General features: G+C 70.1%; 19 protein-coding genes. 10 read left to right on the top strand and 9 right to left on the bottom strand.

Annotated features, from left to right (window positions below):
• Positions 1-22: 22 nt before the first annotated feature.
• Both dinB and HNQ09_RS10750 read right to left on the bottom strand, forming a co-directional pair.
• On the bottom strand, positions 23-1,069 hold the full coding sequence (gene dinB, locus HNQ09_RS10755) for a DNA polymerase IV (protein ID WP_184028994.1): 1,047 nt from the start codon (positions 1,067-1,069) through the stop codon (positions 23-25).
• 167 nt (positions 1,070-1,236) lie between these two features.
• Entirely contained in the window at positions 1,237-4,440 is a 3,204-nt protein-coding gene (locus HNQ09_RS10750; protein ID WP_184028992.1) for a bifunctional cytochrome P450/NADPH--P450 reductase, read from the bottom strand.
• 151 nt (positions 4,441-4,591) lie between these two features.
• Here HNQ09_RS10750 and HNQ09_RS10745 point away from each other — a divergent pair, with 151 nt between their 5' ends.
• A complete protein-coding gene (locus tag HNQ09_RS10745) occupies positions 4,592-5,242 on the top strand; it encodes a TetR/AcrR family transcriptional regulator (protein WP_184028976.1) in 651 nt (216 codons plus the stop codon).
• 171 nt (positions 5,243-5,413) lie between these two features.
• On the opposite strand, the gene HNQ09_RS10740 is transcribed toward HNQ09_RS10745, so the two are convergent.
• Positions 5,414-7,159 carry a glycosyl hydrolase family 28-related protein gene (locus tag HNQ09_RS10740; protein WP_425485875.1) on the bottom strand — a complete coding sequence of 582 codons (1,746 nt, stop codon included), beginning with the start codon at positions 7,157-7,159 and terminating at the stop codon, positions 5,414-5,416.
• 660 nt (positions 7,160-7,819) lie between these two features.
• Here HNQ09_RS10740 and HNQ09_RS10735 point away from each other — a divergent pair.
• Entirely contained in the window at positions 7,820-8,854 is a 1,035-nt protein-coding gene (locus tag HNQ09_RS10735; RefSeq protein ID WP_343057740.1) for a LacI family DNA-binding transcriptional regulator, read from the top strand.
• A gap of 581 nt (positions 8,855-9,435) precedes the next feature.
• On the opposite strand, the gene HNQ09_RS10730 is transcribed toward HNQ09_RS10735, so the two are convergent.
• The gene (locus tag HNQ09_RS10730) at positions 9,436-9,999 is read right to left on the bottom strand and encodes a TetR/AcrR family transcriptional regulator (protein ID WP_184028970.1); all 564 of its coding nucleotides are present in this window, start codon (positions 9,997-9,999) and stop codon (positions 9,436-9,438) included.
• 158 nt (positions 10,000-10,157) lie between these two features.
• Between HNQ09_RS10730 and HNQ09_RS10725 the strand changes: the two genes are divergently transcribed.
• From HNQ09_RS10725 to HNQ09_RS10710, 4 genes are all read left to right on the top strand, one after another.
• Entirely contained in the window at positions 10,158-11,060 is a 903-nt protein-coding gene (locus tag HNQ09_RS10725) for an alpha/beta fold hydrolase (protein WP_184028967.1), read from the top strand.
• A 291-nt stretch (positions 11,061-11,351) separates the two neighbouring features.
• Complete coding sequence (locus HNQ09_RS10720; RefSeq protein WP_184028964.1) at positions 11,352-11,813, top strand: Rrf2 family transcriptional regulator; 462 nt, start codon at positions 11,352-11,354, stop codon at positions 11,811-11,813.
• The gene (locus HNQ09_RS10715; RefSeq protein WP_184028961.1) at positions 11,803-12,732 is read left to right on the top strand and encodes an NAD(P)/FAD-dependent oxidoreductase; all 930 of its coding nucleotides are present in this window, start codon (positions 11,803-11,805) and stop codon (positions 12,730-12,732) included. Before HNQ09_RS10720 ends, HNQ09_RS10715 begins: the two co-directional genes overlap by 11 nt.
• A 105-nt stretch (positions 12,733-12,837) precedes the next feature.
• Positions 12,838-13,497 (top strand): class I SAM-dependent methyltransferase, encoded by a 660-nt coding sequence (locus tag HNQ09_RS10710; RefSeq protein ID WP_184028957.1) that lies wholly within the window; start codon positions 12,838-12,840, stop codon positions 13,495-13,497.
• A 305-nt stretch (positions 13,498-13,802) separates the two neighbouring features.
• Here the strand turns inward: HNQ09_RS10710 and HNQ09_RS10705 are convergent, their stop codons facing one another.
• Positions 13,803-14,390 carry a TetR/AcrR family transcriptional regulator gene (locus tag HNQ09_RS10705; protein WP_184028954.1) on the bottom strand — a complete coding sequence of 196 codons (588 nt, stop codon included), beginning with the start codon at positions 14,388-14,390 and terminating at the stop codon, positions 13,803-13,805.
• Positions 14,391-14,558: 168 nt separating this feature from the next.
• On the opposite strand from HNQ09_RS10705, the gene HNQ09_RS10700 reads away from it, so the two are divergent.
• Both HNQ09_RS10700 and HNQ09_RS10695 read left to right on the top strand, forming a co-directional pair.
• The gene (locus tag HNQ09_RS10700; RefSeq protein WP_184028951.1) at positions 14,559-14,717 is read left to right on the top strand and encodes a hypothetical protein; all 159 of its coding nucleotides are present in this window, start codon (positions 14,559-14,561) and stop codon (positions 14,715-14,717) included.
• A gap of 2 nt (positions 14,718-14,719) precedes the next feature.
• Entirely contained in the window at positions 14,720-15,616 is an 897-nt protein-coding gene (locus tag HNQ09_RS10695; RefSeq protein WP_184028948.1) for an SDR family oxidoreductase, read from the top strand.
• A gap of 368 nt (positions 15,617-15,984) precedes the next feature.
• On the opposite strand, the gene HNQ09_RS10690 is transcribed toward HNQ09_RS10695, so the two are convergent.
• The 3 genes from HNQ09_RS10690 to HNQ09_RS10680 form a co-directional block, all read right to left on the bottom strand.
• Positions 15,985-16,977, bottom strand: coding sequence for an NAD-dependent epimerase/dehydratase family protein (locus tag HNQ09_RS10690; protein ID WP_184028946.1), 993 nt, complete (start codon positions 16,975-16,977; stop codon positions 15,985-15,987).
• Between the two features lie 88 nt (positions 16,978-17,065).
• Positions 17,066-17,668 carry a TetR/AcrR family transcriptional regulator gene (locus HNQ09_RS10685; RefSeq protein WP_184028943.1) on the bottom strand — a complete coding sequence of 201 codons (603 nt, stop codon included), beginning with the start codon at positions 17,666-17,668 and terminating at the stop codon, positions 17,066-17,068.
• A 172-nt stretch (positions 17,669-17,840) separates the two neighbouring features.
• On the bottom strand, positions 17,841-18,776 hold the full coding sequence (locus HNQ09_RS10680) for an AraC family transcriptional regulator N-terminal domain-containing protein (protein WP_221269751.1): 936 nt from the start codon (positions 18,774-18,776) through the stop codon (positions 17,841-17,843).
• 247 nt (positions 18,777-19,023) lie between these two features.
• Between HNQ09_RS10680 and HNQ09_RS10675 the strand changes: the two genes are divergently transcribed.
• Positions 19,024-19,767, top strand: coding sequence for an SDR family oxidoreductase (locus tag HNQ09_RS10675; protein ID WP_184028937.1), 744 nt, complete (start codon positions 19,024-19,026; stop codon positions 19,765-19,767).
• Between the two features lie 156 nt (positions 19,768-19,923).
• A complete protein-coding gene (locus tag HNQ09_RS18690; RefSeq protein WP_246363287.1) occupies positions 19,924-20,508 on the top strand; it encodes an SDR family NAD(P)-dependent oxidoreductase in 585 nt (194 codons plus the stop codon).
• 5 nt (positions 20,509-20,513) lie between these two features.
• On the opposite strand, the gene HNQ09_RS10665 is transcribed toward HNQ09_RS18690, so the two are convergent.
• Positions 20,514-21,386, bottom strand: coding sequence for a site-specific integrase (locus HNQ09_RS10665; protein WP_184028934.1), 873 nt, complete (start codon positions 21,384-21,386; stop codon positions 20,514-20,516).
• Between the last annotated feature and the right edge of the window lie 206 nt (positions 21,387-21,592).

The raw sequence follows: 21,592 nt of genomic DNA, 5'->3' as shown, positions 1-21,592 counted from the left end.
CAGACCGCTCGGAAGGCGGCGGTCAGGGCCGCTGCGCCCTGCGGAGGTTGACCACACTGACCCCCAGCAGCCGCACCCCCTGTTCCACGCCCAGGTCCGGCGTCAGCAGTCCCGCTGCGGCCTCGGCCAGCTCCTCGGCGGTTCCCAGCGGCTGGGTCCAGGTCCGGCGGCGCGTCACCGGCCGCCAGTCGGCATACCGCAACTTGAGCACCACCGTCCGCCCCACGTATCCCCGCCGGGCAAGCCGGGCGGCCACCTCCTGCGCGATTCCCGGCAGCTCCCCCAGCAGCGCCTCCCGCGCCCTCAGGTTCTGCTCGAAGGTCCGTTCCACCCCGATGGTCTGGGGTTCCCGCTGCGCCTCCACCGGCCGCTCGTCCACGCCCCGCGCCAGGCCGTAGAGGCGCGGGGCCAGTTTGCCCGCCCCCAGCACGGCGCCGAGGTCGGCCAGGGACTGCGCCCGCAACCCTGCGCCTGTCCGGATGCCCCGGGCGCGCAGCTTGCCCGCTGTCACGGGGCCGACCCCGTAAAAGTCCTCGATCGGCAGGTCGGCCAGCAGCGCGTCCACCTCGCCGGGCCGGATCACGGTCAGCCCAGCGGGCTTGTGCAACCCGCTGGCGAGCTTGGCAAGGAACTTGTTGACCGACACCCCGGCGGAGGAGGTCAGGCGCGTCTCGGTCAGGATGTCGGCCTGGATGGCCCGGGCCATCCCCTCCGCGTCCGCGAGGGTCCGGCCTTCCCGCGTGACGTCGAGGTAGGCCTCGTCGAGGGCCAGCGGTTCGACCAGGTCGGCGTAGCGGGCGAACACCTCCTGAAGCTGGGCCGAGACCGCGCGGTAGGCCTCCAGGCGTTGCGGGATCAGGACCAGGCCAGGGCAGCGGTTCAGGGCGAGATGCACCGGCATGGCGCTGCGCACGCCAGAGCGCCGGGCCACATAGTTGGCGGTCATCACCGCGCCCCTGCGGGCGGTGGCGATCACGGCGACCGGCCGGTCCGCCAGCTCCGGCTGATCGCGAATCTCGATGGAGGCGTAAAAGGCGTCCATGTCCACATGCACGATCAGCCGGGTCATTCCGGCAGTGTGCCGCATCGGGAGCGGCCTGGAGACCGCGCGGGTGGCCGTGCCCAGCCCCCTCAGGGGAAGGCCTCCCCCATCCTGGAGCCGGGCCGCGTTCTCCCGGAAAGGGGAGGGGAGAAGAAACCCCCCCTTCCCCCACCAACCCCCCCCTTCCCCCACCGCTACTTGCTGGCGCCGAACACGTCCTGCTGGTAGCGGCCTTCTTGCACCAGGGCGGCGAGCCAGGCGTCGGCCTCCTCGGCGCGGGCGCCCGTCTTCTCCTGGTAGAGGCGGGCGAAGGTCTGCCGCACGGCGGGGGCCATCCGCACCCCGTCGCCGCAGACGTAGAGGTTCGCGCCCGCCTCGATCAGCGCCCAGACGCCCTCCCGGTCCCCCTCGATGGCGTCCTGCACGAAGCGGTACGGGTAGCCCACCACGGCGGAGTAGGCTGTGTGGACTTCCGCGACGCCCTGCCGCTGCCACGCCCCGAAGTCCTCCTGGTAGAAAAAGTCGTGTTCGGGGTGACGGCAGCCTGTGAACACCTTGCAGGGGCCGACCGTCTGGCCCGCCGCCTGCTGCGCCGCCCGCTCCTCCACGAAGCCGCGCAGGGGAGCGATGCCGGTGCCGGGTCCGACGAGGATCATGGGCGTCCGCGGGTCCAGCGGGGGCCGGAAGGGCGGGTTGGGCTTGCGGACGTACCCGAAGACGGTGTCGCCCGGCTGCACCCGGTTCAGATACGCGCTGGCGAGGCCCCGGAACGGCCCGGCCCCCGCCCACGAGGGCGCTTCCAGCAGCCCCACCGTGAGGCTGGGCGTGCGCGGCGCCACGAGCGGCGACGACGAGATGGAGTAGAAGCGGGGCCGGATCGGCGGGCACAGCTCCAGGAAGACCCCGAGGGGCAGTTCCACGGCGGGGAAGCGGTCGAGCAGCCCCAGCACCGAGAGATTGGGTTGGCGAACCTCCGCCCCGTACCTCGCGGCGTCCTCCAGGTAGGCCCCGAGTTGCCGGGTCGTCCAGGGGCACCCGGTATGAGCGAGCAGGGTCTCGATGTGGGCGCGCGTCGCCACGTCCTGAAGTTCCACGAACTCGGAGAGCAGCACCTCCACCGTGACGGGCGTGTTCAGCGGCAGGTGGGACCGGCGGGTGCCGTTCTGGCGCAGCCGCACGACCTGAGAAGGCTTCAGCCGCAGCTGGCCCGCCGCCCACTCCACCAGTCGCGGCCCGTTCTTGGCGAAGACGGCGATGTGGTCGCCCGTGTCGTAGGTGACCCCTTCCGGCAGCTCGAAGGTGATCGCCTTGGTCGAGGGGCGCGGCGGCTCCTGCCCGAAGTCCCACAGCCCGGCCGCGTCCCTGACGAGTTCCTCGCTGGCGACCACCTTCAGGCCGTACGCCCGCTCGGACACCACGGCCGGGCGCACGTCGGCCTCGGTCAGCAGGTCGAGTTCGTAGCGGGGGCCGTCCGGTTCCTGGGCCGCCGTGCCGAACGCCCCGGAGACCTGGTGCAGCAGGGTCCCCAGCCAGGCGTTTACCATGCCGTCGAAGTCGCCGTTGGCGTCCGCCTCGCCGCGCGCGACGAAGGGCTGGGCGCCCGCCTTCAGGAGCGCTTCCTCCACCCGCTTGGGAAAGGCCTGATAGGTCGCCCACTGGGTGTTCCCGGCGCCCAGCAGCGCGAACTGCACCCCCGCCAGGCTCCCCTCGGCCAGCCCGCCCTCCTGCGTCCAGGCGTCGAAGCGCGCGGCGTTGTCCGGCGCCGCCCCGTTGTAGGTGGCCGTCGTGACGAACAGCAACCCCTCGCGGGGCACGTTGTCCACGAGGTCGTCGAGGGTGGTCAGTCTGGTCTGGAAGCCCGCGCGGGTGGCGTAGTCGGCGACGCGGCTGGCGAGGTCCTCGGTCGTGCCCAGGTTCGACCCGTAGGCGACGGTGAGGGCGACGCCCGTTCCTGCGACGCTCACACTCCCGAGGTCCGGCTGGGCTTCCTCGACCACGGGCAGCGCCGCGCTGAAGCGCTCGTGGGGCCGGCGCTCGCGGACCCGGATCACGAAGTCCTCGGGCTTGATGGTCAGGCTTTGCTTGACCTTGAGGCGGTAGTCGTAGGGGTCGGTCAGCGCGAACCGCTGGAGGATCAGCAGCAGGGCGAGCTTGGCTTCCGTCAGGGCGAACTGGCGCCCGATGCACGCCCGCATCCCGTTGCCGAAGGGCTTGTAGGCGGCGGGGTGGTGGGTGCGCCGGTTTTCCGGGGTCCAGCGGTCGATGTCGAACTCGTCGGGGTTTTTCCAGGCCCCCGGGTGGCGGTGCAGGGCGGGGATCAGGAGGGCGACCTGCTGCCCTGCCTTGATCTCGTACCGGCCGCCGATCACCTCGTCGCGCAGGGCGGTGACCGCGTAGTTGGGGATGGTGCTCCAGAAGCGCAGCGCCTCGTCGAGGATGCGCGGGATCACGTCGAGCTTCATCACCGTGTCGTAGGTGGGCACGGCGTCCCCGGGCAGCAGGCGGTCCACCTCCGCATACGCCTGGGCGAGCACGTGCGGGTGGCGCAGCAGCAGGTAGAGGGTGAAGGCCAGCAGCCCGCTCGTCGTCTCGTGCCCGGCGATCAGGAAGGTCATGACCTGGTAGCGGATGTTCTCGTCGCTGAGCCTTTCGCCGGTCTCCGGGTCGGTGGCGTTCAGCATCAGCCCAAGGAGATCCTGCCCGCCCCCGCCGTGCTCCCGGCGCCCCCGGATCACCTCGTCCACCAGGTCGTTCATGGCGGCGATGTCGGCCCAGTACGCCCGGTCGGCCTCCTCCATCTCGGGGGTGAGGACCGGCGGGCGGCTGTTCATGGCCATGGTGTGCTGCATCGCCCGCGCCAGGGCTTGCAGGAAGGGGTGCAGCTCGTCTCCCTCGAAGGAGCGGAAGCGGTAGTCGAAGCCCGACAACGAGATGGTGTCGAGGGTCAGCCGCGTCATGTCGTCGGCCACCCGCAGGTCCTGCCCCACGGTGCGCTCCCACTTGCCCACGAGGTTCTGCGCGACCTCCAACATCTGCCCGAAGTACCCCTTCATCGCCCGCTGCGAGAAGGCCGGAAGCAGGATGCGGTGCGCCTTGCCCCAGTTGGCCTCGTCGCTGTCGGCAGTAAAGAGGCCGTCGCCGCCGAGGTGGCGGACGTTCGTGTAGCTGGGGTGGATGCGCTTCTGGAAGCGCCGCTCGTCGGTCAGCTCGGCCACCAGGTCCGGGTCGTAGGCCTGGATGAAGGTCCGGCCCTGGAGATCAAGCTGAAAGAGGCCCTCGGGAAACTGCCCGGCAAGCTGGGCGAAGTTCAGCACGGGGGCGTCCCCCGCGAGGTAATGCAGGTGGCCGTACTGGGGATGCCGGGGAGGGACGGGGATGGGCGCGAGGGTGTGCGTCATGGCGACTCCGAAGGGGGTGGAGGAGAGGGGAAGGTATTTACGCAGTGAGTAGTTACCGGCTGAAAGAGGGCCACGGGGGTGGGAGATGAACTTCCCACTGCGTAGCCACGGCACTCTACTTCCCGGTGCGTAGTAAAATCAAGGGGCCACCATGCCCAGACCTCCCGCCGACCAGCCCCTGCTGACCCCTGACCGCATCACCACGGCGGCGCTGCGGATGATCGACCAGGACGGCGCCGACGCCCTGAGCACCCGCAAACTCGCCGCCGTGCTGGGGGTGAGTTCCAAGGCGGTGTACCACTACTACGCCACCAAGGACGAGCTGCTGCATGCCGTCTACCTCAGCATCCTCGACGACCTCGACCTGCCCGAGGACAGCGGCGGCACCTGGGAGGAGCAGCTGCGCCGCTTCGCGCAGAGCTTTCGCCGCCTGGCGCGGCGTCACCCCAGCTTCCTCACCGGCTTCCTGGGACCGCACGCCCCCACGGCGCGTGAACTCGACGCCCTCGACGCCTTTTACACCCTGCTGCGCCGCTCCGGGCTTCCCGACGCGCTCGTCTTGCCCACCGGGCAACTGCTGCTCACGTTCCTGATCGGCTACCTGCGCGCCGAACTCGGCGGCACGTTCCAGGGCGACACGTACCGCGCGCGGGTGGCCGCCGCCGCGCGGCAGCGGGCGCGCTACCGGACCCTTCCGGACCTCCCGGTGCCCGCCGAGGGCGACGACGCGACGTTCGACCTCGCCCTCGACCTGCTGATCGCCAGCCTGCGGGGAGGTGCTGCCGCGCCCGCACGTTCCTGACGCCCTTCCGGCTCGTGGGGGGACGCAGAGCAAAGGCCGCCGTCTCCTGCCTGACCCACAGCGCGGTCACGCCAGCTCGGTGGGCAGCGGTACGGCAACCACACGGCGCCGCCGACCGCTGCCCACCGCGTCCCCTACCCCAACAAACCTGCGCTCACCCCTTTTCCCGAGTCAGGGCGCGGGGTAATCGGTGACGTAGACGGGCAGGCCGGTCCTGGTGGTGTCGGCCGGACCGCCCACGCCATTGACCACGTGGTCGATGGTGCCCGCGCCCAGGTTCACGGTCATGATGTGGTGGAGCCTCACACCGGGCGTCCGGGGAACCTCGAAGCCGTTCTCGGTGTGGATCGCCGGGTTGTTCTGGTTAAAGACGTAGACGCCGCCGCCGTAGAGCTGGTGGGTCTTCACGTCGGCCCCGACCCTGTATCCGGCCCAGCCTTCCACGCCGCCGTTCATCCAGTCGGCCTGGGTGGGTGGATCGTAGGGCAGCTCGTTCTGGTACAGGATCACCGTGCCGTTCTCGCCGTTCCAGATGGTGTTGTACTGCTGGAAGTGCTCGACGAACAGGCCGGTGGCCGTCACGTTGTCGCCGTTGATGACGGCGCCGTTGCGCCCGATATTGGTGTTCCAGCGCTCGGTGTCCCCGGAAAACCCCTCGGTGCCGTGGTCGGCCCGCCAGACCCAGGTGTGGTCGATCAGCACGTTGTCGCTGTTGACCTCCAGGCTGATGTCCGCCTTGCCGATGTGCGGTCCGCCCACCCGGAAATACACGTCGCTCAGCGTGGTCGGGTTGGCCGGATCGTTCTTGCGGACGCCGTTGTTGCCGTTCTTCTTGCCCACCCGCAGCAGCACCGGCGACAGCACCGGCGACAGCACCGGCCCCGCGTCGATGGTCACGCCCGCGATCACGACGCCGGGCACGTCCGCGACCTCCAGCGCCGCCTGGCCTCCCACGGCGGTCAGCGTCGCGTGGCCGAGGCCCAGCACCACCGTCCCCGCGCGCTTGACCGAGAGGCTCTGGGCGATGTCGTAGATGCCGGGCGTGAGCAGCAGATTCATCCCCCGGGCCAGCTGGGCATTGATGACCTGCGCGGAGTCCGACGGCCTGGCGACGAAGAACTCGCTGAGCGGCAGGGTGCGGCCCGGCGTCTCGCCGCCGTTCCAGGAAAGGCCCCGGGTGTGCCTCCGGGCAGAAGGCACACGCACCTGATAGCTGCCCCGGGCGTCGACGAACAGGTACGGCTTCTCACGGCTGAGCGGCGTGGTGTCCAGCGTGGTGTAGGGCGGCGTGGGAAATCCCGCCTCGCCCGGAGCGCCCTCGACTCCGGCGAACACCTGGTTCCACACGCCGTTCGACCATTCGCCGATCTCGCTGTTGCGTGTCAGCCACTGCTGCTGCGAGCCGTTGATGACGAAGGGCAGCTTGCTGTCGGCCAGAAAGCCTCCGCTGGCGAACTGCGGCCCGGCGGTGCAGTAGTCCATCAGCGACAGGTTGCCGCCACGCACCTCCACCCGGCGCAGCGAGGTTGCCTGCGACACCGCCCAGAAGTTGGCCGAGGCGCGGCAACCGTCCTGGCCCAGCGCGTTGATGTCGATGGTCAGGTTGGACGCCGTGCGCCAGAAGTTGTTCAGGGCGATGCAGTTGCTGGTGCCGCCGTCCCCCAGGCAGCGGTTGTAGACCTCGACCTTGCCGTTGATGATCACGTCACCGGGGGACGCGCCCAGCCCGGAAACTTCGGTGTAGTAGCCGACCTTGATCTGAAGCGGCTGGGTGGCGGTGCCGTAGGTGCCCGGCTTGAAGAGAAAGGCGTACCGCTCGCGGCCCATCTCGTTGTCCACCTGCCGCGCGTGCGCCGCGTCGAGCGCGGCCTGAATCTGGCTGATCGGCATGCTGGGATCGAAGACGGTCACGTTCATTCCCAGGTCACGGGAACCCGCCGGGGGCCTGGCCTGGGAAGCCAGCGGCCCACCCTCTGCCGTGGGTCCGGGCGTCTGCGGTCCACCGCAAGCGCTGAGGATCAGGGCCAGACTGGTCGACAGCAGGGCAGATCGCCTGGCTCTCCCCGGCAGGGCCTCGCCCCCGCAAAGGGACGCACCCGCCGTCTGGAGGAGGTCCGGCCGCGCCTGTTCCGCATTTCTTTTCATCCTCGTTGCTCCCTCGTCAGCCTGCCGAAGAACTTCCTGCGCCGATGGCCGGTCCGGGCGCCGGAGCGGGGCCATCTCCCCGACCTGGGTGCCTTGCACCAGAGTCCTGCGCTGGCTCACGCCGCACAGCCCCGGTGAAGCCTCGTTCGGTTGCCTGAGAGATCACCCCCCCCGTTCCCCATCAGCTTTTATTTACCGATAAAGTAAGCCTGGTCGTAAGATTTGTCAACCGCGCCGGGCGGTTGGAGGACGCGGGGAGGCGGCCCCTGGCTGGAAGGCCGACCTGCACGCGGCCCGCTGGGAGCTGCATGAGGGACGCCAGGTACTGGTCCGCTCGCTGCCTCCGGATCGTCCGCCTTGACAGCCCTGAACGGCCGCTATACTTTAGCGGTAAATCTGGGTTTGAGCAAAAGCATGGAAAGAGGAGAACCTGTGGCCCCACCGATCTCAACCGTCACGCTGGCGGACGTCGCGCGGGTGGCGGGCGTCTCGAAGATGACCGTTTCCAACGTGATCAACAACAAAGCGGCCATGTCCGGGGAAACGCGGCAGCGGGTGCGCCGGGCGATCGAGGAAACCGGTTACGTGGTGAACCCGGCGGCGCGCGTGCTGGCGGGCGGGCGCATGAACATCATCGGGGTGATCGTTCCCCGGTTGAACTGGCCTTACGTCACGGAGATCATCCAGAGCGCCAGCGCCGCCGCCGAGGCGGCCGGATTCGACCTGGCGATCTTCACGACGGCGGACGATGCCCGCATCGGGCGTGAGCGGGCGCAGCTGCTCCGCACGCTGGCCGACGGGGTGCTGCTGGTGATTCCCAGCGCCGGGGAGCACCAGGTCTTTCAGAACGCCGTGCCGGTCGTCACGCTGGGCGGCCCCGGCCCCTACACGGTCGAGACGGACAACCAGGCGGGGGGCCGCCTGGCGGCGCAGCACCTGATCGATCTGGGTCACCGGCGCATCGCCCACGTCCGGGGGTTGATCAGCGACCTGCGCGGCGACGCGGGTCAGCGGCTCCAGGGCTTCCACGACGCCCTGCGCGGCGCGGGGCTGGCCGTGCCCGCCGCGTACCTGCAAGACGGGGCCTTTACCGAGGAGGGAGGAGAGCAGGCCGCCGAGCGACTGCTGCGCCTCTCCACGCCCCCCAGCGCCATCTTCGCCGCAAACGACCGCTCCGCTATCGGTGTGCTGAAGGCGGCCGCGCGTCTGGGGGTGCGCGTTCCGCACGACCTCTCGGTCGTCGGTTTCGACGATATTCACGCGGCCACCCTGACCGACCCGCCCCTGACCACCGTCCGTCAGCCCCTGGAGCGGATGGGCGAGGCGGCCGCGCAGATGCTGATCGGCCTGATGCGTCAGACCGCGCCCCCCGATCCCCACGTCCACTTCCCGGCCAGCCTGATCGTGCGGGGAACCACCGGGTCCCCGCGACCGCTGCGGCGCAAGGCGGGACGTGGGGCGAGCTGAGCGAGTTCGGTGGGGGGCTTCTCCTGCACCTGGGCGCGGGCACGTCGGCCCTGTTGAGGGAGGGAAGCAACGCCGTCGCCACCGGGAGGGCAAACAGTCGGCTCCGGTGGGTCGTCGAGGGCGGTACTCGTTCGAGTTGCCAGAGACGGGGCGTCAGGGGAAGCTGGGCAAGTTGCATGAGCCGGGCGTGCTGGGCACCTGAGCACGCACTGAGCAGCGCGATGACCCTTCACCCGGCTCCCTGCACCGCTCAGGCTCAAGGGCCTTCTTCGGCATTGCCATGTCCAGGGTTTCAGGAGCCGCGTGCAGCGGCGGTGAAGCGCACCGCACGCCCGGTCCCGTCTCCACGGTCCCGTCTCCAGCGCTTCACCCCGCTTCGGCCACTCCACCCTGCCGTGCACGAGCATCAGGCTGACGGTGTATTCCGGGGCGCCGGGCGCCTCCCGGGTCGCGCAGTCCTGAAGAAGCGCGAGCATGCGCCGTTTCAGCTCTCTCGCCAACTCGACCGCAGGCTGGCGCTGGGCTTCAAAGAGGCGTTCCCTGGTTCCAGGCTGAACCGGGTCAAGGGGCCAGGCCGCAGGTCAAGGGGCGAGGTCGCCCTGGGAGCGCAGCTGGGGCGCTGCCGCCCGCAGCCGCTCTACGCCCTGCCGGAAGAACCCGGGGTCGTTCAAGGCGCGGGCTACCGTGTAGGCCCCTTGCACGGCAAGAAACAGGTCGTCGGCGTCTGACAGCGGCCGGCCCAGCGCCACCGTCCGCTCGCGCACAGCACCCAGGTAGAGCGCCACCGTCTGCGCCGCCTGCGCCGCTGCCGGATCTCCCAGGGCGCGGAGTTCCCCGGCCAGTGTGCCGAAGGGGCAACCGAAGCGCGCCGCGCCCGCCGGGTCCGCCAGCAGCCAGTCGAAGTACGCCCCGAACCAGGCGCGGGGAGGCAGGGGTGACAGCCGGGCGAGCAGGTCGCTCAGCTCCCCCTCGCAGGCTTGCAGCGCCGCCCGCACGAGGTCGTCCCGCGTTCGGAAGTAGTAGTACAGGTTCCCCACGGGCAAGCCAGCGGCCGCAGCGACGTCCTTGAGGGTTGTCCCTGCCACCCCGCCTTCGCGGTAGAGCCGCAGCGCCACCGCGACGATCTGTTCCCGTTTGCTCGGCATCCCTTCCCCCCTGAGGTCAAGATGCCATGAAGCAGCCCCGCACGCTGAAGCGGTCACTCCCCCCTACGCTCAGTCAGAAAACTGACCGAGTCCGCTTCCTGGTCGCGTCCGGCGGTCCGGTGGTGCGGTCGCGCACCTTTCCCGAAAGCAGGTTTCCCATGTCGCACCGTCCCCGCCGTCCCCTTTTCCTCGCCGCCCTCAGCGCCACCTTGCTCGGCACCGCCCTGGCCGGGGGCAGCACCGCTCCCCAGCAGATGGGGGACCTTGACGTCAACGGCGCCCGCATCCATTACGTCTCGCAGGGCAGCGGCACCCCCATGCTCCTGCTGCACGGCTACCCCCTCAGCGGTGAACTGTTTTCCCGCAACCGTGACGCCCTCGCCGCCGCCGGGTACCGCGTGATCACCATCGACCACCGGGGCTACGGCCGCAGCACCGCGCCCGCCAGCGATCCCGGCAGCCTGGCGACCTACGCGCAGGACGCCCTCGCGGTGATGGACCAGCTGAACGTTCCCAGGGCCATCATCGGCGGCATGAGCATGGGTGGTCCCATCGCCTTCGAGATGTACCGCCGCGCGCCCGAGCGCTTCCTGGGGCTGATCCTGATCGACACCATCGCCAACCCGGCGAGCCTCGTGGAGCAAAACCTCTGGAAGGGCATGGCGCAGAAGGCGGCCCAGTTCGGCCCGCAGTCCCTGGCGCCCGAACTCCTCAAGGACATGCTGACCGGACAGACCCGCGTGACCCGCAGGGCCGACGTGACGTTCCTGACCGACATCGTCAAGCAGGCCAGCGTGGCGGCCGACGTGGCCGGGGCGAACGTGCTGGCGACCCGGCCCGACTCCATCCCGACCCTGAAGACCATCACGGTGCCGACGCTGATCATCGAGGGGCTGGAGGACACCGTCTACCCGGTCGAGTTCAGCCAGAAGATGCAGCAGAACATCGCGGGGAGCAAGCTGGTGATTCTCCCCGGCGCCGCCCACGCCGCCATCTTCGAGAAGGCGAGCGCGGCCAATACGGCGATCCTGAATTGGGCGCGGGCCAACAACCTGCGGTGAGGCTGTCGGCAGGGCCGTGACCAGCGGGGGGCACACCGTTCGTTCCTGAACAGGTGTGCCCCCTCACTTTGCTCCATGGCACCGGGGAAGCCTGTCTCTTCTTTCCCGGCCGTCACGCAAACGGAGGTGGACGGAAAACCCACGTCGTCCGATAGGGCGGGCTGGTGACTCGTCGAAGTTCTGATCCACCATCTCGGCACCCTCACCTCCTGAGCCGTTCAGCCTGCGAGCCGCGGAGACGGCGGGCGTAGTCTTGACAGTGCCGAACCCTTATGTAACAGTGCATGTGTCATGAGTTTGGACAGCCGCCTCTCGAGCGTGCTCCACCTGCTGCTGCACCTGATGGAGTCCCAAAGGGCCATCCCCTCCGAGCGGCTGGCCACCGCCCTCAACAGCAATCCAGTCGTCGTGCGGCGCACGATGGCCGGACTGCGCGACGCGGGTCTCGTGACCTCCGAAAAGGGGCATGGGGGGGGCTGGCGCCTCGCCTGCGACCCTGACCCGACGACCCTCTTCGACGTGTACCGGGCGCTCGGGTCCCCCACGCTCTTTGCCATCGGCAACCGCTCCCAGAACCCGACCTGCCTGATCGAACAGGCCGTCAACGCGGCCCTGGACGACACCTTGCAGCAGGCGGGGGCCTTGATCGCCGCGCGGCTTCAGACCCTGACGCTGGCGGCCCTGGCGAGCGACTTCGAGTCCCGCCGTCAACGCTCTCTCTGCGCTCCCCAGGAGAACCCCCATGGGCTATGACGCCTTGATCATCGGCGGCAGCTACGCCGGGCTGTCCGGCGCGATGCAGATCGCCCGCAGTGGCCGCCCCGTCTGCATCGTGGACGGCGGGAGACCCCGCAACCGCTTCGCCGCCCACTCGCACGGCTTTTTCGGTCAGGACGGGCAGGCCCCCCACCAGATGATCGCCCAGGCCCGCGCCGATCTCGCCGCCTACCCGAACGTGACATTCGAGGACGCTCTGGCAACAGGAGCACGGCAGGAGGCGGAGGGCTTTGCCGTCAGCCTCGCGTCCGGTGAGACTCTGCACGCGCGGAAGCTGCTGCTGGCTTACGGAGTCGTGGACCTGCTCCCGGACCTGCCCGGCGTGGCCGAACGCTGGGGGCAGACCGTGCTGCACTGCCCGTACTGCCACGGCTACGAGGTCCGGGGCCGAAGGCTGGGCGTGCTGAGCGTCATGCCCCAGTCCACCCACCAGGCGCTCCTGATCTCGGACTGGGGTCCCGTGACCTTTTTCCTGAATGGGCAGCCGCAACCGGACGCCGTGACGCGGGCGAAGTTCGCCGAACGTGGCATTGCGGTCGAACCCGCGCCCATCCTGGGCCTGGAGGGCACCGCCCCCGCGCTGGAGGGCGTGCGCCTGACGGATGGTCGCCTCGTCCCCTTGAGCGCCCTGTTTCTGGCGTCCCGCATCCGTCCGGCGAGCGATCTGGCCGAGCAACTGGGGTGCGCCTTCGTGGACGGGCCGCAGGGACCGCTGCTTCAGACGGACGCGGGCAAACAGACCAGCGTGCCGGGCGTCTATGCGGCGGGCGATCTCACGCCGGGCACCGGCAACGCCTCCATGGCGGCCGCCGACGGGGTGGTTGCCGGAGCCTCGCTGCACCAGTCGCTGATCTTCGGGCCGCTCTCGGCACTGGAGCAGGTCGCCCTGGACTGACCTCGGACCACGACGCGAAATCTCCCCTCGGGACCCGGCTCGGGCGGCGTTCGTCGCCCTGTCGTGGCGTCCCCTTCTCCCGCTTGACCCTCTGGAGGACCCAAGATGAACGAGCGAACAGGCGACCGCTGCTCCGCCCCGACCACCGCCCAGGCGTACTGGGAGCAGCGGTACCAGGACCACCCTCGCCCCTGGACCGGGCGCCCCAACGCCATCCTGGCGCGGTGGGTGGAGCCGCTCACGCCGGGCACCGCCCTGGACCTGGGGTGCAGCGAGGGCAACAGCGCCGTCTGGCTGGCCGGGCAGGGCTGGCAGGTCACCGGCGTGGACATCTCGGCGACCGCCCTGGAACGCGCCGCCCGCCACGCCGCCGACGCGGGGGTGAGCGCCCGCACCCACTTCGAGCAGCACGACCTGGAGAGGAGCTTTCCGGCGGGGCAATTCGACCTGGTGTACGCGCTCTACCTGCAATCGCCCGTGGCCTTTCCTCGGGACGCGGTGCTGCGGCGGGCGGCGGACGCGGTGCGGCCCGGCGGTCTGCTGCTGGTGATCGAGCACGCCTCGGCGCCCTCCTGGGTACGGGAGCCGAAGGTCGAGTACCCCACCGCGCAGGAAGCCCTCGACGCCATCGGCCTCGACCCCAAGGGGTGGGACCTCATCTTTCTGGGAACTCCGGAACGTGCCGTGACCGAAACGACCAGCCCGGACGGTCAGCCGGGCACGATCAAGGACAACATCATCGCCATGAGGCGACTGGAGCCTTGAGGACCTGTGCAAGTGGCTTGACTTCACGCGCTTGAACGTGTCCAAGCGGGCAGCCGCCCAGGACCCCTTTCGGCGGCGCCACCTTCCAGCCGTTGGTTATTAGGACGGCGACCCTGGCACCGGGCCTGTTTGGAGACGCCGGAACGTGAAGGGACCGAGATGACCGGCCCGGACAGGGCAGTGGGCACGATCAGGACAACAGCCTCGTCATGAGGGGCGGAAGCCCTGACGGCCACCTGACCCCGCACACTTTGAGGGGGGTTGGAGGACGCTGCTCCAGAGCCAGCCTCCCTCAACCCCCTGGGCTACGGCGGGTCCGCTTGAGCCTCGTCACCGGCCACGACGGCTTTGAGGTCGTCGAGCGACTCACGAAGGAGTGACGACCAGTCCCGCTGGCCGGTCTCACCCAGCCAGCGCTCGAACGCCGTTTTGAAGACCACGATCCCGGCCTCGGCGGTCAGGCCCGCTGCCGGATCGGCAACCCCCCGCCGGAGCAGGGCGCCCCGAAGCGCCGAGGCGAGCGCCGCGAACTTGCTCAGCTCGCGCGCCTGAAGCTCCGCGTTCGCGTCGATCACTGCCTGGCGCCGCCTCAACCGCCCGACGTTCTGCTGGAAAAAGGCGCCCGCCTCCTCCAGCCCCCTGACGACGGCCTCGAGGGGCGCCGGGGTGTCCGGTGCACGTTCGACCGCGCCGACAACGAGGTCCTGAAGACGGGTCGACCCCCCGAACAGCACCTCGCGCTTGTCGGCGAAGTGCCGGAAAAATGTCCGCTCGGTCAGCCCCGCCCGCCCGGCGATCTCGGCCACCGTGGTCTGCTCGTAGCCGCGCTCGGTGTACAGCTCCAGCGCCGCCGCCTCCAGGCGACCGCGCGCATCTGGTCCCCACCGACCCATGGCCCGAGTGTACGTGATGACAGCGGCTGACATTTGGGGTAGACTCCTTATGTCAGCCGCTGTCATCAGGACAGCCTGGACGGGAAGGAGCGCCGAGCCGTCGGACGCCCGGGAACGTGCGTCCTCGTCCCAGGTCGTGCTCTCCACTTTCACCCCAAGGAGTCCGCCATGAATCCTCCGAGAGACAAGCTCTCCCTCCAGACGCTGCTGTCGGCGGCGGTGCTGGTGCCCAGCATGACGTTCGTGGTGATGCCCCGCCGGGGGTGGTTGCTTCGCGGCCCGCAGGCCGCCCCATCCCGGGCACAATCCCGGGCACAGGAGGTCTGACCATGCGTATCTTCGTGACCGGCGCGTCCGGCTTTGTCGGCTCTGCCGTGGTTTCCGAGCTTCTCGCCGCCGGGCACGGGGTGGTGGGCCTCGCGCGCTCGGAGGCTTCAGCGCAAGCCCTGGCTGCCGCCGGGGTCACGGTGCACCGTGGTGATCTTGATGACCTGGACAGCCTGCGGGCGGGCGCCACTGAGGCGGATGGTGTGATCCACCTCGCCTACAACCACGACTTCTCGCAACCCGTGGCTGCCGCACAGACCGACCGGCGCGCCATCGAAATCCTCGGTGCCGCGCTGGAGGCCTCGGACCGGCCCCTGGTGATCGCCTCCGGGCTGGCCGGGGCCGTGGCGGGGCGGGTGACGACCGAACAGGACCGGCCCGACCCGGCGACCTCCCCGCGCGTCGCCTCCGCCGAGGCCGCCCTCGCCCTCGCCTCCCGGGGGGTGCGCTCGTCCGTCGTGCGGCTCGCGCCGACGGTGCACGGCGAGGGGGACCCCAACTTCGTCGCCCGACTGGTCGCCATCGCCCGCGAGAAGGGTGTGTCCGGTGTCGTCGGGAACGGGGAAAACCGCTGGCCGGCGGTGCACCGGCTCGACGCCGCGCGCCTCTTTCGGCGGGCGCTGGAGGGCGCGCCCGCCGGGTCGGTCCTGCACGGGGTCGCCGAGGAGGGCGTGCCGGTCCGCGCCATCGCCTCGGGAATCGGGCGGCACCTGGGCGTCCCGGTGGTCTCGGTCCCGGCCGGGGAGGCCGCCGGTCACTTCGGGTGGCTGGCCCGCTTTCTGGCCGCCGACGCCCCGGCCTCCAGCGCACTGACCCGCGAGCTGCTGGGCTGGCAGCCGACCCAGCCGGGACTGCTGGAGGATCTGGACCAGGGTCACTACTTCCAGAGTTCCTCCTGAGCGGAGTTCGCTGCTGGACGACGGCCCAGCGTCAACAGTTCATTCGCTTTCCGCCGCTGGCCGAACGTACCCTCTCCCGGTGTTCGGGGATACGACACGGCCGAGTGTCTTACGAACGGCGCTGAGCACGTCCATTCCCGGTCATGCCCGCAGGGGGTCAGGTGCTGGAGGCAGACTGACCACGGCCGGTATCCTGTGCCCTCGCCGACCGGCTTCGGTGGGCCGTGCCCCTCCAGGAGACTGCCCGGGCCTGCGTCGGGGTTGCCCTGAGTGTCTGCCCAGTCGGCGGGAGAGAGAACACCATCGGTGCGCCCTTCATCCGGCGCACCGATGGCCTCTGCGAGCCAAGAACTCGCCCTCCCGCAGCCCTACGCGGTGGGGTTGGGTCCCGAACGATCCGCGCGCTGGGGCGCCGCCCACTGCCCGGCCAGCACTTCCCGGTACCACGCCAAGGTTTGCGCAATGCCCTCTTCCAGCGGGGTTGGAAAGACGCCGAACTGGTGCTCAAAGGCGGTGGAGACCATGTTCTGCGGAATCCGGTGCTGGTAGAGCATCTCCGCGTAGCTGTCCATAAAGGTCTGGTCGAAGGGGCCATAGGCCTCGGCGCGCCGCAGGTTGTGAACCCGGAGGGGGCGGCCCACGGCGCGGGCGACCAGTTCGAGCACCTCGTCGGTGGAGCGGGCCGGGACGGTCGGCAGGTGCCAGATGCGCCCGTCGCCCTCGGGGCGCTCGCCCAGGGTCGCCAGCCCCCGCGCCACGTCGCGGATGTAGGTGTAGCTGTGCGGCAGACTCGTGTCGAGCAGCGTGAGGACTTCACCGCCGGTCAGGGCGGCCGGAAACACCGCTCCCCCCAGGGTCGAGTTCAGCACGCCGGGACCGTAGAAGTCTGCCGAGCGACCGGCGACCACCCGCACCCGGCCCTCCTCGTGCGCCCGCAGGTAGCGCCGGTCGAGGTCGGCCCGCAGCCTGCCCTTGACGGTCGTGGCTGCCCAGGGCGTGTCCTCGGTGAGGGACTCGCCGTTCGCCTCCCCGTAGGGGTACAGGGTGTCCAGCACGACCAGCCGCGCCCCCTGACGTTCGGCGGCCGTCAGAATGGCCTCACCGAGGCCGGGCAGGAGGCGGGGTTGCAGGTGGTAGGCGACGTTCACGCAGTGGTAGATCACCGAGGCGCCCCGGGTGGCCGAGGTGGCGGCGTCCGCGTCGCTCAGGTCCGCGCGGACGTGCTCGACCCCGGCGGGCACCGGGGGGTCGTCGCGGCGGTCCACCAGGCGGACCCGGTGGCCCCGGCGGGCGAGTTCGGTGCTCAGGGTGGTGCCGGCAGGGCCAGCGCCGAGGACGACATGCAGGTCAGTGGGGGTCATGGGGTCTCCTCAGGGGAACGGCGAGGGGTCGTGTGGACGTTTTCAACGGTAATTCTTCTACCGATGATAGATAAGGAGGGCAAAAAAATCAGGCCATGGGAGCCTCCCAGCTTCGCAGCAGCGCGGAGACAGCGTTCTCGGCCAGGACCCGGGCGCGCTCGAAGCCGATGTCCTCCAGCAGACCGAGCGTCGCCATCCCGTGCAAGACGCCCCAGGCGGTCTCGCTGGCGGCCAGGGAGTCGGGCAGCGAGACCCCCCGGTGCCGCGCCCACGCCTCGATGGTCTCCAGGGTCAGGCGGACCACCCCCGAGGCGGCCTGATGGCGGGCACGGCCGTCCAGCCGGACCCCCCCGAGGCCGGTCATCAGTTCATAGAGGGCAGGGTGGTCCTGCGCGAAACGCAGGTACGCCCGGCACAGTTCGCGCAGCCGCCGCTCGGGGTCGGGTTCGGCCCCGGCGGCCTGCAAGGCGAGGCGCAGCCGTTCGTAGCCCTGCGCCATGACCGCTTGCAGGGCGGCCTCCTTGCTGGCGAAGTACTGGTAGATGATGGGCGAGGTGTACTCCACCGCGTCGGCAATGCGGCGGATGGTGACCGCCGGCCAGCCCTCCTGCTCGCCGATGGTCAGGGCCGCCCGCAAGATGCCCTCCCGCGTCGCCTGTTTCTGCCTCGCCCTCCTGGCCTGCGCCGTCATTCTGCCTCCTGTAGAAATTCTATCAATGGTAAGTATGACGGGCGACGCCCGCTCTGTCAAAGGGGGCTGTCCGTTGGGGTGACTGGGGTTTCTGGGGTGACCGGGGCTTCGTCTCCCGACCGCACGGCTGGGCCGGGGGCAGCTGGCGTCAGCACGGAGAGGAGGCCCGGTGTCACCGGGTTTGCGGCGTCCTGGGGAGATCGTTCGCCTGCCAGCGCGCGACATCCTCCCGGGGCGACGCTCCGAAGAGGCGGCGATACTCCCGGCTGAACTGCGACGGACTGTCGTACCCGACCCGGGCGCCCGCGCGGGTCACGTCCACCGCCCGGCCCAGCAGCAACCGGCGCGCCTCCTGAAGCCGCACCCGCTTCTGAAACTGGAGGGGACTCAGGGCCGTCACCGCCTTGAAGTGATGGTGAAAGCCCGACACGCTCATGTGCACGTCCCGCGCCAGCTGTTCGACCCGCAGGGGCCGGTCATACTCCCGCACCAGGCGCTCAACGGCCCTGGCGATCCGGCCCGTCTGCCCGGCCGCCTGCACCATCGCCCGCAGCCGCCCCCCCTCGGGGCCGACCAGCAGCAGGTAACAGAGTTCACGCAGGATCAGGGGGGCCAGCGCGGGAATGTGCTCCGGCCTGTCCAGCAGGCGAACGAGCCGCAGCACGGCGTCTTGAACCAGCGGTTCGAGGGCGGTCACCACCAGGCCGGACTGGCTCCCCCCACCCGGCGCCGCCTCTGGAAACTCCACCGCCAGGGCCGCGATCAGGGCCGGGTCGAGGTCCACGTGCAGCGCGAGGTAGGGCTTTTCGGGCGACGCCTCGAGAATTCGGGCGGTGAGCGGAAGGCTGACCGAGACGAGGAGCAGGTCCTCGGGGCCGTACGTCAGCGACGTTTCCCCCTGCTGCACGAGCTTGCGGCCCTGCGCGACCAGACACACCGAGGGCGTATAGACCGTGTGCACCGGCTCCGACGCCCCCCCCGCCCGGTACAGGTGCAGCCCGGGCACGGGGGTGGCTTGCAGGCCCGGCCCGGTCGCGTGACGGGTCAGCACCCCGGTCAGGGTCGGTGGCGGAGCAGGCTGGGTCCGGGGGGCAGGAGAAGCGGACACGCCCGCCATTCTGCCTGCCCTGACAGGCTCTCACCGCGCATTACCCCACCTTGCCGCGCCCCGATTTGCAGAATCAGGCAAGTTTTCTCCAGCAACGCCCTATTGGAGGAGGCAGGTTTCGCAGGAAAGTAGCTGGGCAGGAACAGGGGAGACTGCCCTTTCTCGCGTTCCTGCGGGTTCGTCACCTGACCCGTTGGCCCTGGCACTGGGCCGGGTTCCGTCACTCTCATTTTTGGAGGAACGTTCCATGACCACTCCCACTGCGCCCCGCCGCGTCGCCATCGTCACCGGCGGCTCGCGCGGCATCGGGCGCCAGAGCGCCGAGCGCCTCGCCGCCGACGGCCTGGCGGTCATCATCGCCTACGCCAGCAACGACCGGGAAGCGCAGGAGACCGTGGCCGCCCTTCAAGCCGCCGGTGGAACCGTCACCGCCGTCCGGGCCGAGGTGTCCGACGAGGGGGCCGCCGAGGCCCTCTTCACCACCGCCGAGCAGACCTACGGCGGCGTCGATGTCGTGGTGCACGCGGCGGGCATCATGCGCCTGAAACCGCTGGCCGAGTTTCAGGTGGACGACTTCGACCGGCTGCACCGGGTCAACGTCCGGGGCACCTTCCTGGTGAACCGGCAGGCGGCCCGCCGGGTGCGCGCGGGCGGCGCGGTCATCAATCTCTCCAGCTCGGTCGTCGAACTGGCGCTGCCCACCTACGCGCCCTACGCCGCCAGCAAGGGGGCGGTGGACGCCCTGACCCGCATCCTCTCCAAGGAGCTGCGGGGCCGCGACATCACCGTGAACGCGGTGGCCCCCGGCCCTGTCGCCACCGACCTGTTCCTGGACGGAAAGGATGAGGCCACCGTCGAGCGGCTGGCGAAGATGAACCCGCTGGAGCGCCTGGGCACCCCGGGGGACATCGCCGAGGTGGTGTCGTTCCTGGCCGGGCCGGGGCGCTGGATCAACGGTCAGGTCATTCGGGTCAACGGGGGGGCGATCTGAGCTGCCCGAGAGCATCGTCCTCAGCGGGGCGAGCCTCAGCGGGGCGAGCAGCGGCTTCGGGGCGTTCACGGCGCGTGCGCTGGCAGCGGGGCGAAGGCGGGCCACGTCGTCTACGTGGGCATCCGCGGTACCCAGGGCGCGATACCCAGGGGCGCAATGCAGGCGCTGTCCGCGACGCCCAGACCTACGCCCGCGAGTCCGGAGTGGACCTGCGCACCGCCGAACTGGACGTGTCCTCTGTCCTCCCGGGATTCGGTGGACGCCGCCCTCGCCCAGATCGTGCGGGACGCAGGCAGGCTCGACGTGCTCATCCACAACGCCGGGCACATGGGAAGCGGCCCCGCCGAGGCGTTCACGCCCGAGCAACTCGCGCAGGTCTACGGCACCCACGTGCTGGGCACCCAGCGCCTGAACCGCGCGGCCCCCCCCCTTCGCCGTCAGGGTCACGGTTTGGTCCTATGGGTGGGCGGCTTCAGCACCCGGGGCAGCACGCCCTCCTCAGCGCCGCGTGACCGTCTCCTCCGTTCCTGCGGCAGCCGCCCAAGCCCCTCCAGGAGCGGCGTCCGTTCCGCCTCGCTGGAAGGGGTCTGGAGCTTCGGGAGCAAGGCCGCCAGGGCCGGTCGTGTAGGCTGCCGCCTGCCCTGCTGCCCGGCGCAAGCCGTGACGGTGCCCGATTCGGACGTGAGAGGATTGCTGTGCCCCCCGGCAAGGGGTTCTTATGTCCCGTCCTACACGCCGTGAACCGTTCACTCCTCCTGCCCTGGCGCGGCGCGAGTGAGGGCCTGCTCGGCCAGGGTGACGGCGCGCTGAAACTGTTGCTGGCTGCCGGGGGCGAAGCCTGCGGATTCCAGCGTGTGCGGGAAGTCGCGCAGGGAGGCCTTGCGCAGGTCGGTGGGGGAGATGAAGGGGGCCTGGCCCCAGCTCACCTGGAAGATGCCTTTGCGCAGGGTGTCGTGGTCGGTGTAGGGAAAGAGGCGCTCGTGTTCCTGGGCGTAGGCGGCGCCCGCGCGGGCATACAGGCGGTCCAGGGCGTGGTGGGCTTCCCGGCTCAGGCGGGTGATGTTCCGGCGGCGCAGCAGGGTGCCGTCGCGGGGTTCGTACGCCCCCCAGGTCAGGCTGAGCAGCTCGGTGACCTGAAAGGCGTGGCGGTAGATCAGGGTCAGCGCCACGTGCAAGGGAAGGTGCTCGGCGGTGTCGGTGAGGGCGAGAAGCTTGCTGATGTCCTCGGGGACAGGCAGGGGGCGGGTGCTGGGTTCGGCGGGGGGGCGCTGAAGGCCGCGCATGGGGTGGCCGCTGCTGATCAGCCCCTCGTCGATAAGGTGGTCGTACAGGCGCGAGAGCAGGTTCAGCCGGGTGCGGACAGTGTTCGGGCGAACGGGCACGCCGGTGACCCCGGGGCGGCGGGCGGCGGTGAGCAGCCAGGCGTGGAAATCCTGGGGGGGGCGCAGCAGGCTGAGGCCCCCTTCCTGGGCGGCCTGGAAGATGGGGAGGAGCAAGGTATAGACGTTCTTGCTGGGACGGGACCAGAGGTGAGCCGTGAGGCCGAGCAGGGCGTCGAGGTCGGCATGCACCATGGCGCGGGTGAGCCGGGCGGCCCGGTCATCGGCAGGGTGAACCATACCGGCAGTGTAAGCCTCAAAATCTTCAGGGAGATTAGATTAAGTACCATCACCAGGTTCCCCGTCTATTCCAGTCCAGTCGCGCCCTTCTCGGACCCCCTGCTCTCCTGTCGCGCTTTGGCGGCCGCTCAAGCGGATAACATGGGCCATCTGCATTGGAAATGCCCTTCAGGACAATGAAGGAGAAATACTCAGGCTGGAGCGTA

Origin of the sequence: Deinococcus budaensis, assembly GCF_014201885.1 — a bacterium.
In the GTDB taxonomy this organism is placed as follows: domain Bacteria; phylum Deinococcota; class Deinococci; order Deinococcales; family Deinococcaceae; genus Deinococcus; species Deinococcus budaensis.
Note: the sequence above shows the minus strand (reverse complement) of the source record. Positions and strands in the feature narration are given on the sequence as shown.